Genomic DNA, 11,909 nt, shown 5'->3' with positions numbered 1-11,909 from the left:
GCCGCTTTACCCTACAATGCGCGCCTCATTACCGAAAGCCTGCCATGTCTGCCTACCAGCTCGTTCATACCCACCCGCAGTTTTACGTGATTCACAAGGCACCGGGCGTCAGCTTTCACCGCGAAGACGACGCCCCCGGCCTGATGGATGCGCTGCGCGATGGCCTGCAAGACGACGCGCTGTGGCCGGTACACCGCCTGGACCGCATCACCAGCGGCCTGATCGTGGTGGCGCGCAGCCAGGCCGCTGCCGCCGAGCTGGGCGCGGCTTTTGCCGGGCGCGAGGTGGAGAAGTACTACCTGGCGCTGTCCGACGCCAAGCCGGCACGCAAGCAGGGCCTGATCAAGGGCGATATGGACAAGGGCCGTGGCGGCGCCTGGAAGCTGTGCAAGAGCGCGGCCAACCCTGCCGTAACCCAGTTTTTCAGCTACAGCCTGGCGCCCGGCCTGCGCCTGTTCGTGCTGCGCCCGCGCACCGGCAAGACCCACCAGTTGCGCGTGGCGATGAAGTCGCTGGGCGCGCCCATCCTGGGCGATGCGCTATACGGTGGCAGCGCCGCCGACCGTGGCTACCTGCACGCCTACGCGTTGGCCTTCACGCTGGCGGGCGAAACGCACCGCTTTGTGTGCCCACCGGGGTGGGGCGAACGTTGGCCGCAAGACGCACTGGCCGACTACCTGGCGGCCAACCCGCCGGCCGGCCTGCCGTGGCCGGTGCTGTAAGCGTTTGCTCGCGTCGAGGCAGACATGAAAAAAGCCGGTCGCGTGCGCGAACCGGCTTTTTTGCAGGTGGCTTGTGATTAACCCAGACCGTGCATCATTTTCTTCAGCTTGCCCGACAGCAGGAACAGCACCAGCGCAGCGCCGCCAGCCATCAGCACGAACAGCATGAAGAAGTCGTGCAGGTTGGACACGGTGTAGCCCATGAATACCGGCAGCGGCTTGCCCGGCTCCGGGTACAAGCCGGACAGTACGCCGGCAAACTTGTTGGCCAGCGCGCTGGACAGGAACCACACGCCCATCATCATCGACACCAGGCGTGCCGGCGACAGCTTCACCACCAGCGACAGGCCGATAGGCGACAGGCACAGCTCGCCGAAGGTGTGGATGCTGTACAGGCTGATCAGCCACAGCATGCTTACTTTCACGCCCGGCTCCAGGCCGGTCACACCCAAGGCAATGATCAGGTAACCGATGGCCAGCAGCAGCAAGCCGATGGCCATTTTCATCGGCGAGTTCGGCTCCAGGCCCTTCTTGCCCAGCGTCAGCCACAGCCAGGCAAACAGCGGTGCGCACACCACGATCACCACCGGGTTGATGCTCTGGAAGAACGACGCCGGTACCGTCCAGCCCAGCAGCTGGCGGTTGGTCTGCTCTTCGGCAAAGAAGGTCAGCGAGGCGCCGGCCTGCTCGAAGGCAGACCAGAAGAAGATCACAAACGCCGACAGCAGCATGATCACCGCCAGGCGGTCTTTTTCTTCGCGCGTCAGCGGGGCATGGCGGATTTTCTCGCCGCTTTCATGATGGCGCTTGGGCGGCAGGCCGATGGCCGCGCCTTCCGGTGTCACCAGGTAGCGGTTACGGAAACTCAGGAACAGCGCCAGCGACACCAGCATGCCGATGCCGGCGGCCAGGAAGCCCCATTTGAAATCGGCCGGGTGGCCGGTATCGCCCAGCGTGCCGCACACCAGCGGCGCCAGCAGCGCGCCGGCGTTAATGCCCATGTAGAACAGCGTGAAAGCGGAATCCACACGCTTGTCGCCGGCAGGGTACAGCTGGCCCACCATGGACGAAATATTCGGCTTGAACAGGCCATTACCCGCAATCAGCAGCGCCAGGCCGCCAAACATCAGCGGGGTGGCGGTAGCCGGCTGCTGGTACAGCGTGGCGGCAAAGAACATGGAAAACTGGCCGGCAGCCATCAGCAGCGCACCGCTGACGATGGCGCGGCGGTTGCCCCAGTAGCGGTCGGCAATGTAGCCGCCCAGCAGCGGTGCAAAGTACACCAGGCCGGTGTAGCTGCCGTAGATTTCGGAGGCGTAGGCCTTGTCGAACATCAGCGCCTTGACCATGAACAGCACGAAGATGGCGCGCATGCCGTAGTAGCTGAAGCGTTCCCACATTTCGGTCACGAACAGCAGGTACAGACCGCGAGGGTGTTGTCGGTACATGAGGGTCTTTCTCTAGTGGTGAGTGAGGTGCACAGCCCTGTTTTTATATGGCGGACTTTGGCAAGGGGTCGGATTGTGCTGATGCTTTGGCGTTAATGCAATAGAAAAATGCGCATAAATGAACATTTATGGCGTTATATTGTAATAAATAGATGAAACTTACTCGTTATGCATATTCGTATAGTGTAATTATTCCAGTACGGATCAATCTGTTTCGTTATCGAATTGCTGCGCTGTAACATCGATAAATCTTGCTGGCTGGCAGCAGCTGGCGTACGCTGCAGTGTGGCCCGCGCGGCCACCCGACACACTGGAGAACGTGCATGAAACCGCTAGTTTGCCCCGCAGCAAGCAGCACTTGCCGCAGCCTGCTGCCTAACTGGTATAACCTCGACGTTGTACTGGCCAACGACTTTCCCCGCGCCTGATGCCCCTTGGCAGCCACCCGGCTGTCCGTCTGTTTTAAAGCCAATCTAAACAATCAATCGACACCTGTGGCCTTGCCACGCTGCGTTGCTGCGCGCTGTTGCCGCGCCCGCAGTGTGCCGTCGCGTCGCCCGTGCACGCCTTGATGGCGTGCGTTTGTGGCCGCTGCGTCTGCAAGGTTGGCCGCAGGCATGGAGCATCAACATGGCACGACGCATCCCCGAACCTTTCCGCATCAAGATGGTAGAGCCCATCAAACAGACCACGCCCGAATACCGCCGCGAGGCACTGGCCGCTGCCGGCTGGAACCCCTTCCTGCTGCGCGGTGAAGACGTATACATCGACCTACTGACCGACAGCGGCACCGGCGCCATGTCGGACCGCCAGTGGGCCGGCGTGATGATGGGCGACGAAGCCTACGCCGGTAGCCGCAACTTCTACGAGCTGGAAGCCACGGTGAAAGAGGTGTTCGGCTACGCGCACACCATGCCCACCCACCAGGGCCGTGGCGCCGAGCAGATACTGTTCCCCGAGCTGGTAAAACGCTGCGGCAGTCAGCAGCCGGTGTTTTTGTCCAACTATCACTTTGATACCACCAAGGCGCACGTCGAAATTGCCGGCGCCCGTGCCATCAACGTGCTGACGCCGCAGGCGCTGGACACCACCACTGCCTACGACTGGAAAGGTGACTTCGACCTGCCGCGCCTGGCGGCGCTGATCGAAGAGCACGGCGCGGCCAACGTGGCCGGCCTGATCATCACCGTGACCTGCAATAGCGCCGGTGGCCAGCCAGTGAGCATGGCCAGCATCCGCGAGTCGGCCGCGCTGGCGCGCCGCCACGGCATACCGGTGATCATCGACGCGGCGCGCTTTGCCGAAAACGCCTGGTTCATCCAGCAGCGCGACCCGGACTACGCCAACATGTCGGTACCGGCCATCGTGTACGAGATGTTCAGCCACGGTGACATGTTCACCATGTCGGCCAAGAAGGACGCGCTGGTGAACATCGGCGGCCTGTGCTGCTTCAAGGATGACGAAGACCTGTTCCGCAGCGTGCAGGTACGCTGCGTGGCGATGGAAGGCTTTGTCACCTACGGCGGCCTGGCCGGCCGCGACATGGCCGCGCTGGCGGTGGGCCTGAAAGAAGGCATGGACGAAGGCTATCTGGCCTACCGTATCGGCCAGGTTGCCTATCTGGGCGACAGGTTGGCCGCAGGCGGTATCCCTATCCAGACGCCTACCGGTGGCCACGCCGTGTTTGTGGACGCCAAAAAGCTGCTGCCGCACATCCCGGCCGGGCAGTTTCCGGCGCACGCGCTGGCGTGCGAGCTGTACCTGGAAGGCGGCATCCGCGGCGTGGAAATCGGCTCGCTGCTGCTGGGCCGCAACCCGGCTACCGGCGAGCAGGAACCGTCGCCGTTCGAGCTGCTGCGCCTGACCATCCCGCGCCGCGTGTACACCAACGACCACATGGACTACATCGCCGACTGCCTGATCGACATCCAGCAGCGTGCCAGCAGCATCCGTGGCCTGGGTTTTGATTACGAGCCGCCTATCCTGCGCCACTTCACCGCGCGCCTGCATCCGCTGTAAGCCCTTACCTGCCCACACCCCGCTGCACGCAGCGGGGTTTTTCTTGTGCTTGTATAGTGCTGGCAGGAGGCAAGGGCATGCATATCAGGATCATTGCGGCGCTGTTGGCCGCATTACTGGCTGCGAAGGCGCTGGCGCAAACCAGCGTTACGCTGTCTTACGCGGGCGACGCGCTGGTGTACGACGGCGAGCTATCGGCGGCGGCCAACCAGCGCCTGTTTACGCTATACGATGCGGCGACGGTGAAGCCGCACACGCTGGTGATCAGCAGTAGCGGCGGCGCGTTCAACCTGGGGCTGGCGCTGGGCGAGTGGGTGGCGCAGCACCGCTTGCGCGTGTACGTGCCGCGTTACTGCAATTCGTCTTGCGCCAACTACGTGTTTACCGCCGCCAGCCAGCGCGAGCTGGGTTACCACGCGGTGCTGGCTTTTCATGGTGGTATGGACGAGGCACACCGCCAGCGCGATAGCTATCTGGCGCGCTTTGCGCCGCAGCGCCAGGCCGAGGCGCGGCAGCGTTTTGCCGCCGAGGTAAAAGAAGCCCGCCAGCGCGAGCTGGCTTTCTTTGCCCGCATTGGTGTCGATGCGCAGATCACCAGCTACGGCTACCGCCACTTTCCCCGCATCATGCGCCAGTACAAGGCCTGGAGTTATTCGCTGCCCATGCTGCGCCGCTTTGGCGTAGGGGCGGTCACCATCAGCGATAACGAGCGCTGGCTGCCGCGCCCGGCCGACCATGGCTTGCTGATGATCGTGGCACCGCAGCGCTACGGCTGCCTGCCGGCTGGCCGCGTCACCGACCTGCTGTACGACTGCGCTACCGACCAGCCGCTGCCGCTGTCGGTATTGAGTGATTGATAGTTATTCCCATCTGGGGTAGGGTGGCGCTTTGCCTGCTGCCTTACCGCCATGACCCCGCATCTGGACCATATCCCCGCCGACCTGGTGTCCGCCGCCGACTACCAGCGCTACGCCCAGCGCATGATGTCGGCCAACGCCCGCGCCTATATCGATAGCGCCGCCGCCGACGAACTGAGCCATGCGGCCAACCTGCAGGCCTTTGCCCGCCACCGCCTGCACCCCCGTGTGCTGGCCGACGTGCAGGGCGGCCACAGCCGCTGCCGTCTGCCGGGGCTGGAGCTGGAGCTGGCCATGCCGATTTTGCTGGCGCCGGTGGCCTACCAGAAACTGGTACACCCCGACGCCGAGCGCAGCGCCGCTTACGCCGCCAGCGTGATGGGCAGCAGCATGCTGGTGAGCACGCTGGCCAGCACGGCGCTGGAAGACATCGCCGCGGCCGCGCCATCGCCCTTGTGGTTCCAGCTGTACTGGCAGCACGACCGCGCCGTGGTGGCACAGCTGGTGCAGCGCGCCGAAGCCGCCGGCTATCGCGCGCTGGTGTTGACGGTGGACGCGCCGCTGGCCGGCGTGCGCAACGCCGAGCAGCGTGCCGGCTTTGCCCTGCCCGACGGCGTGGCGGCGGTGAACCTCGCCGGCATGGCGCCGTACCAACCGGCGCTGGCCGCCGGGCAGAGCGGGGTGTTCGACGGCATGATGGCCATCGCTCCGCGCTGGGCCGACATCGCCTGGCTGCGCAGCCAGACCCGCTTGCCCATCTTGCTGAAAGGCATCCTGTCGCCGCACGACGCCGAGCTGGCGTTGCAACACGGTGTGGACGGCTTGATTGTGTCCAACCACGGCGGCCGCGTGCTGGACACGGTACCAGCTGCGCTGGACGCACTGCCTGCGATTGCCGCCGTGGTGCAGGGCCGCGTGCCGCTGCTGCTGGACGGGGGTATCCGTCGCGGCAGCGACGTATTCAAGGCCTTGGCGCTGGGCGCCAGCGCGGTGTTGATCGGTCGCCCGTTTATCCACGCGCTGGCAGTGGCCGGCGCGCTGGGCGTGGCCCACTTGCTGCGTACGCTGCACGAAGAGCTGGAGGTGACCATGGCGCTGACCGGCTGCCGCACGCTGGCCGACATCGGCCCGCACTGCCTGTGGCCGGCGCCGCCTGCCGCGTAGTGCGGGTGGCTGGCGGCAAAGCTTGGCCGCGTGGATAACAGCAAGGGCAAGCCGCAGGCTTGCCCTTGTGCTTTGCCAGCGCCGCAAGCTTGCGCGATGGCCGCCGCCTGAGTGGTGCGGCCCCTGGCTGCCGTCATCCGCATGCCCGCTCTCATGCGCTGCTACCCGCCTGCGGCCAACCTTGCCGCTATGCAGCCTCACGCCGCGCTGTCGAACCACAGCTGGCGGAAGTCCATCCAGCCGCATTGCGATAGCGCGATACCGCGCAGCTGCGGGTCGAACTCCAGCCGCATGGTGCTGTGCTGCAGCGGGATCAGCGCGTGCTCACGCACCAGCAGGCTGGCGGCGGCGGCGTAGTGCTGCCAACGCGTGGCGCTGTCCGGCTCGGCCTGGCTGCGGCCAACCCACGTGTGCAGCGCGTGGCGGGTGGCGTCGCTAAGCCAGGGGTGAAAGCCGGATGCGCCGGCCAACCACTGGTAGCAGCTGTAGTCTAGGTCGTCGCCCAGCACCTCGCCGGTCAGCATCAGGTCGGCGCTGTGGCGCCAGTGGTTGGCCGCAAACTCGGGGAAATCCAGCACCTGCAGCGTGACCTGGCAGCCGGCGGCGGCCAGCCGGGCACACACGTGCTCGGCCAGCCCGATGTGGGTGGCCAGCTTGTAGGTGACCAGCCGCAAGCGTGGCGGCAGCGCCGGTCGCGGGGCCGCCTGCGGCGCCGGCCAGTGCTGCCATTGCGCCAGCATGCCCAGCGCACGTTGGCCGCCCAGGTCGGCGGGCCAGTGCGCCGGGTGCAGCCAGGCGGCGAGGGCGGCACGCTGGCCGGCGTCCAGCGTGTCCGGGTTGGCGCACACATAGCTGCAGCCGGGCTCGGCTTGCAGCGTGTACTGCCCCTGCGGCGGCGTCTGGCCGTGGTAGCCCAGCCGCACGTCCAGCCGGGCGCGGGTGGCGTCGTCGTTCACCACCCAGATGTCCACTTCGTCCAGCAGCGGTCGTGCCTGCCAGTAGCGCTCGAAGGCGCGCAGCGTGGCGCGGTGGGCGTTGTTGATGCTGAGGCGGAACGGGCCGGTGCCGCTGGGCAGGCGGCCAAAGTCGGCTTGCGGCCAACGTTCGCGCGGCAGGATCACCGCGCAATGGTCGGCTAGCCGGTGCGGCAGCAGCGCATCCGGTTGCGACAGCGTGACGTGTACCTCACGCGGCGCGGGCAGCTGCACCGACTGCACATGGGCGAACAGGCGCTGGAACGGGCCGGGCTCGTCGCGCAGGCGGTACAGCGTCTGGCGCACGTCTTCGCCCTCCAGCGGCCGGCCGTGGTGGAACAGTACGCCGGGGCGCAGCACGAAGCGCCACTGCTGCAGGCTGGCGTCGTGCTGCCAGTGGTGCGCCAGCGCCGGCTCGATGCGGCCGCTGTCGCGTTGGTAGCAGGTCAGGCCGTCGAACAGCTGGCGGATCAGGTGGCACTCGGTGCGGCGGTTGATCTGCACCGGGTCCAGGCTGTGCAGCGGCCGGTAAAACGGGATGCGCAGCCGCTGCTCGCTGCCGGGCTGCACGCCCAGGTAGGCAGGCAGCAGCTCGCCCAGCCGTTGCCGGCTGGCGGGGGTGAGCTGCTGCATGGCGCTTTCGATGTCGCCGCGCGCCAGGTGTTGCTGCAGCGCGTCGGCCTCCAGCGTGGCCGGGTGGGTGTGGAACTGCAGCTGCGACAGTTGGCCGCGCCCGCGCCCAGCCTGCCATTGCAGCCAGCCGTGCGCGGCCAGCGTGGCCAGCACGGCACGGGCGTGGCGCGGGCTGCAGCACAGCTGCTCGGCCACCTGTTCCAGCCGCGCCGGGCCGCTCTGGCCGTGGCGGGCATGGTACAGGCGCTGGTAGTACTGACGGGCTTTGTGCATAAAAGCGGAACACCGTGTTGATTTGTCTCCTGTTTAGCTTCCGCTTTTTGCCGGCATGCTGTCCAGCCATATCGATCATCAGGAGTGCAGCATGCAACAAGCAGGGCAGGGCGGGGGGCTGTGGCAGCAGCCGGTATTTGTGGGGCTGTTTGCCAGTACGCTGTTTCTGGCACTGGGCAGCCAGATCTATCAGCTGGCCTTGCCGCTGATCTTGTACGAGCTGACGCATTCGCTGAACGCGATGAGCCAGCTGCGCGCGGTGGAGTTTCTGCCCAACCTGCTGCTGGCGGTGTTCATCGGCGTGTGGGTAGACCGCGTGTGCTGCCGGCGCTGGGCGCAGCGCAGCTTGCTAGTGATGGCGCTGCTGCTGGGGCTGGCGGGCGGTTTGCTGGCGCAGGGCTGGCTGCTGGTGTGGGGGTTTTATCCGCTGGCTTTTGTGATGATGCTGTGCAATTACATCACCGCCATCTGCCGCTTTGGCCTGGTGAAGCACAGCGTGCCGCCGGCTTTGCTGATGCCGGCCACCAGCTACCTGAATACGCTGTTCAACCTGTTTGCCGTCACCGGGCCGATGCTGTCTGGCCTGCTGATTGCCTTTGCTTCGTTGGCGTGGGGCTTGTGGCTGCCGGCGCTGCTGTTCGTGCTGTCGTCGCTGGCGCTGTTGCGGGTACCGGCCACGCCGCCGCAGGCTGCTGGCGAGCGCCATTTTGCTAGCGAGTTGGCCGCAGGCTGGGCGGCGCTGCGTGCCAACCGCCCGCTGTGGCAGCTGGCGTGGGCGGTGGTGCTGGCCAATGGCGCCAGCGGCATGGCCGAGGTGTTGCAGCTGTTCCGCCTGCGCGACAGCTTGGGGCTGAGCCCGGCGCAGCTGGGCGTGCTGTACGGCGTGGCCGGCGTCGGGGGCATTGCCGCCGGTTTCAGCGTTACGTGGCTGCGGCAGCGCTTGGGTTTGGGGCGGGTAGTAATGCTGGCCTTTGCGCTGGAAGGGCTGGGCATGGTGGCGCTGGCCACGCTGCAGCAGGTATGGCTGCTGGGGCTGGTGATGCTGGCCAGCAGCTTTGTGGTGGTGTGCGGCAATGTCTGCGTGTGGAGCTACCGGCAGGAAAGCACGCCGCTGGCGCTGATCGGCCGCGTGTCGGGCATCACCGGTTCGCTGTTCAAGCTATTGATGCCGCTGACGCTGTGGTTGTCCGGCGCCCTGGCTGGCAGCTGGCCGCTGACGCAGCTGATGTTGGCCGCAGCAGTATTGTCTTTGCTGGCGGCGCTGTGTTGCCGGCTGGGCGCGGTGTACCGGGTGGTGTGAGGCTGGTCGGGCAGCTTGCGGCCAACCTTGCCTTGGCCCAGACAATGAAAAAGGCAGCCTGGTGGCTGCCTTTTGCGCTGCGTGGCGGGCTTACTGACCCACCATCACCAGGCGGATATCCAGCTTGTTGGCCAGGTTGGCTACCGGCTCGGCGGCCTGCATGCGCAGCTCGCCATCGACAAACAGGCGGGCGTCCACTGCGTACTGGCGGCCGGGCTTGATGGCGGCGTAGTCGTAGCACAGCGAGAAGGCGATGGGCGTGGCGACCTTTTCCAGTGTCTGCTCGGCCAGCACGGCGGGGGCGCCGCTGGTGACATCCAGCAAACGTACGCGCAGCGTGGTCTTGTCTTGCGGGTAGGCGATGCGTTCCAGGTAGAAAGCGCTACCGTTGACATAGCCCATGCCCGGGCGGGTGGCGCAGGCTGCCAGGGTACTGGTGGCCAGGCCGAGTAAAAGATGACGTCGGTTGATCCGGCTCATGCTGCGCTCCTCATTGTGCTGGCTGTTCCAGTTTGGGGTTGCCCAGTTGCACCATGGCACTTTCGCCTGGGCGCCACTCGCCTTGCAAGCGCCACTTGCCGGCTTTGTCTTCCAGGCGCACATACCAGTGCTTGGCATTGCCGGCATTGATGCGGGCCTGGTAGATATTGTCGCCCTGACGGGCCAGGGTGACGTGCTGGTCGTCTTGCTGGCGGGTAGGGTGCAGCAGGGTAAGGACAAGGTCGCCCTGCAGGGGTGTCTTGCTGGTGGTCAGGACGCGTACCGACTGACCGTCGTCACTGAACATGGCTTGTGCATCGATACCCAGCTCGATGGCCGCCTTGTCGCGGCCCAGCTCCAGATTGATGTCCTTGCCGCGCTTGTAGTAGTCGTCGGTCACCATGTCATCGGCCGTTACAACAGCGATGCGGAAGGTGATGATACCGGCGACGACAGCCAGGAAAGGGCCGGCCATGAGTAGCCATGGCCAGCGGTCTTTGTACCAGGGGCGCGGGGCCCCGGTGTGGTTTTGCATGCCTTATTCCCCGATAAAGCTGGATTTCTCTTCAATGCTGGCCTCGTTGGTCAGCGACTCGATGGTGAAGTGAATCTCGTGGCTGCCTTTGGTGGCAATTTCCGGCGCAACCTGGGCGCGTACCGACACCAGCTCGTTGCTCATGCCTTCTACACGGATTTGCGGGTGCTCGCTAACCAGTTTGATTCCTTCCAGACCTTCCACTTTGATGCGGAATGTCTGCACTTGTTCCGATACGTTCATGATACGGATGCTGTAGGTGTTTTCCAGCAGGCCGTCGTTGGTTTCACGTACCAAGGATGCGCGATCCCGAATGATATCCACCTTGAACGGTTTGCGCATGCTGAGCGAGGCGATGGCGGCAATGAAGATGACCGACAGCACCAGCATGTACATCACGACCCGTGGCCGTTTCAGGCGAGAAACAATGGCGCTTTCCGGGTATTTGCCTTCCAGGGCAGCTTCTGTGGTGTAGCGGATCAGGCCTTTGGGGCTGCCTATCTTCACCATGACTTCGTCGCAGGCGTCGATACAGGCGGCACAGCCGATGCACTCGTATTGCAGGCCGTTACGGATGTCGATGCCGGTAGGGCAGACTTGTACGCAGATACCACAGTTGATGCAGTCGCCCAGGTTGGCTTGCTCCTGGCCTTTTTTACGCGCGCCGCGTGGCTCGCCGCGTTTTTCGTCGTAGGAGATGATCAGCGTGTCTTCATCGAACATGGCGCTCTGGAAGCGGGCGTACGGGCACATGTACATGCATACCTGTTCGCGCATATGGGCGGCCAGCAGGTAGGTAAAGCCGGCGTAGAAGAACATCCAGAAGGTTTCCCACGTACCGTAGTTGAACGTAGGCATGGCCTTGAGCAGGTCTTGCATCGGCGTGAAGTAGCCCACCAGGGTAAAGCCGGTCCACAGCGAGAACAGGATCATGATGCCGTGCGAGGTGCCTTTGATGCGCAGTTTGCGCAGGCTCCATGGTTCTTTATCCAGTTTGATGCGTTTATTGCGGTCGCCTTCGATTTTTTCCTCGATCCACAGCATGATCTCGGTATACACCGTCTGCGGGCAGGAGTAACCACACCAGAGGCGGCCGGCGATGGTGGTCCAGGTAAACAGGCCGAAGGCACAGCACATCAGCAGGGCAGCCAGATAGACAAAGTCTTGCGGCATGATGGTGAGGCCAAACAGGTAGAACTTGCGGCTGACCAGGTCAAACAGTACGGCCTGGCGGCCATTCCACTGCAGCCATGGCAGGCCGAAATACACCAGCTGGGTAGCAATCACAAACAGGATGCGCCAGTTGGCAAATACACCTTTTGCGCTGCGCGGGTAGATCTTCTTTTGCGCTGCATACAGCGAAACCGTTTCACCCTGGGGCTTTTCTACCTTGACCCCGATATCTTTCAGCTTGTCGCTCATCTGGCTTTCCTTGGAGAACGCTTCATAAAGCACCCAGCTTATTCTAGGGTCTTTATGAAGCATGCTTGATGCTAAAACAATT

The 11,909-nt window shown here is 64.4% G+C and carries 10 protein-coding genes; 5 read left to right on the top strand and 5 right to left on the bottom strand.

Features of this window, described 5'->3' with window-relative positions; all coding sequences use genetic code 11:
- Positions 1-44: 44 nt before the first annotated feature.
- A complete protein-coding gene (locus tag LCH97_RS08340; protein ID WP_227305006.1) occupies positions 45-722 on the top strand; it encodes a TIGR01621 family pseudouridine synthase in 678 nt (225 codons plus the stop codon).
- A 77-nt stretch (positions 723-799) separates the two neighbouring features.
- Here LCH97_RS08340 and LCH97_RS08335 read toward each other — a convergent pair whose 3' ends face one another.
- Positions 800-2,170: a peptide MFS transporter gene (locus tag LCH97_RS08335; RefSeq protein ID WP_227305003.1), complete on the bottom strand. Its 1,371-nt coding sequence runs from the start codon at positions 2,168-2,170 to the stop codon at positions 800-802.
- A 630-nt stretch (positions 2,171-2,800) separates the two neighbouring features.
- On the opposite strand from LCH97_RS08335, the gene LCH97_RS08330 reads away from it, so the two are divergent.
- The 3 genes from LCH97_RS08330 to LCH97_RS08320 all read left to right on the top strand — a co-directional run bounded on the left by LCH97_RS08330 (position 2,801) and on the right by LCH97_RS08320 (position 6,210).
- Entirely contained in the window at positions 2,801-4,189 is a 1,389-nt protein-coding gene (locus LCH97_RS08330) for a tryptophanase (RefSeq protein ID WP_227305002.1), read from the top strand.
- Positions 4,190-4,266: 77 nt separating this feature from the next.
- Positions 4,267-5,046, top strand: coding sequence for a hypothetical protein (locus tag LCH97_RS08325; RefSeq protein ID WP_227305000.1), 780 nt, complete (start codon positions 4,267-4,269; stop codon positions 5,044-5,046).
- A gap of 51 nt (positions 5,047-5,097) precedes the next feature.
- Positions 5,098-6,210 carry an alpha-hydroxy acid oxidase gene (locus LCH97_RS08320; RefSeq protein WP_227304998.1) on the top strand — a complete coding sequence of 371 codons (1,113 nt, stop codon included), beginning with the start codon at positions 5,098-5,100 and terminating at the stop codon, positions 6,208-6,210.
- A 197-nt stretch (positions 6,211-6,407) separates the two neighbouring features.
- On the opposite strand, the gene LCH97_RS08315 is transcribed toward LCH97_RS08320, so the two are convergent.
- Positions 6,408-8,090, bottom strand: coding sequence for an ABC transporter substrate-binding protein (locus tag LCH97_RS08315; protein ID WP_227304996.1), 1,683 nt, complete (start codon positions 8,088-8,090; stop codon positions 6,408-6,410).
- A 91-nt stretch (positions 8,091-8,181) separates the two neighbouring features.
- On the opposite strand from LCH97_RS08315, the gene LCH97_RS08310 reads away from it, so the two are divergent.
- A complete protein-coding gene (locus LCH97_RS08310; RefSeq protein ID WP_227304993.1) occupies positions 8,182-9,390 on the top strand; it encodes an MFS transporter in 1,209 nt (402 codons plus the stop codon).
- Positions 9,391-9,480: 90 nt separating this feature from the next.
- Here the strand turns inward: LCH97_RS08310 and LCH97_RS08305 are convergent, their stop codons facing one another.
- Genes LCH97_RS08305 through ccoG form a run of 3 tightly spaced genes read right to left on the bottom strand, consistent with a single transcriptional unit; the run spans position 9,481 to position 11,827 of the window.
- Positions 9,481-9,870 (bottom strand): YbaY family lipoprotein, encoded by a 390-nt coding sequence (locus LCH97_RS08305; protein ID WP_227304990.1) that lies wholly within the window; start codon positions 9,868-9,870, stop codon positions 9,481-9,483.
- A gap of 10 nt (positions 9,871-9,880) precedes the next feature.
- Positions 9,881-10,405, bottom strand: a complete 525-nt coding sequence (locus tag LCH97_RS08300) for a FixH family protein (protein WP_227304987.1) — start codon at positions 10,403-10,405, stop codon at positions 9,881-9,883.
- Positions 10,406-10,408: 3 nt separating this feature from the next.
- Positions 10,409-11,827, bottom strand: coding sequence for a cytochrome c oxidase accessory protein CcoG (gene ccoG / locus LCH97_RS08295; RefSeq protein ID WP_227304984.1), 1,419 nt, complete (start codon positions 11,825-11,827; stop codon positions 10,409-10,411).
- Between the last annotated feature and the right edge of the window lie 82 nt (positions 11,828-11,909).

This window comes from Vogesella sp. XCS3 (assembly GCF_020616155.1).
Taxonomy (GTDB): Bacteria; Pseudomonadota; Gammaproteobacteria; order Burkholderiales; family Chromobacteriaceae; genus Vogesella.
Note: the sequence above shows the minus strand (reverse complement) of the source record. Positions and strands in the feature narration are given on the sequence as shown.

Excerpts from the sequence above, each read along its gene's own strand:
- LCH97_RS08340 (WP_227305006.1), top strand. The coding sequence starts at position 45 with ATGTCTGCCTACCAGCTCGTTCATACCCACCCGCAGTTTTACGTGATT.
- LCH97_RS08335 (WP_227305003.1), bottom strand. The coding sequence starts at position 2,170 with ATGTACCGACAACACCCTCGCGGTCTGTACCTGCTGTTCGTGACCGAA.
- LCH97_RS08330 (WP_227305002.1), top strand. The coding sequence starts at position 2,801 with ATGGCACGACGCATCCCCGAACCTTTCCGCATCAAGATGGTAGAGCCC.
- LCH97_RS08325 (WP_227305000.1), top strand. The coding sequence starts at position 4,267 with ATGCATATCAGGATCATTGCGGCGCTGTTGGCCGCATTACTGGCTGCG.
- LCH97_RS08320 (WP_227304998.1), top strand. The coding sequence starts at position 5,098 with ATGACCCCGCATCTGGACCATATCCCCGCCGACCTGGTGTCCGCCGCC.
- LCH97_RS08315 (WP_227304996.1), bottom strand. The coding sequence starts at position 8,090 with ATGCACAAAGCCCGTCAGTACTACCAGCGCCTGTACCATGCCCGCCAC.
- LCH97_RS08310 (WP_227304993.1), top strand. The coding sequence starts at position 8,182 with ATGCAACAAGCAGGGCAGGGCGGGGGGCTGTGGCAGCAGCCGGTATTT.
- LCH97_RS08305 (WP_227304990.1), bottom strand. The coding sequence starts at position 9,870 with ATGAGCCGGATCAACCGACGTCATCTTTTACTCGGCCTGGCCACCAGT.
- LCH97_RS08300 (WP_227304987.1), bottom strand. The coding sequence starts at position 10,405 with ATGCAAAACCACACCGGGGCCCCGCGCCCCTGGTACAAAGACCGCTGG.
- ccoG (WP_227304984.1), bottom strand. The coding sequence starts at position 11,827 with ATGAGCGACAAGCTGAAAGATATCGGGGTCAAGGTAGAAAAGCCCCAG.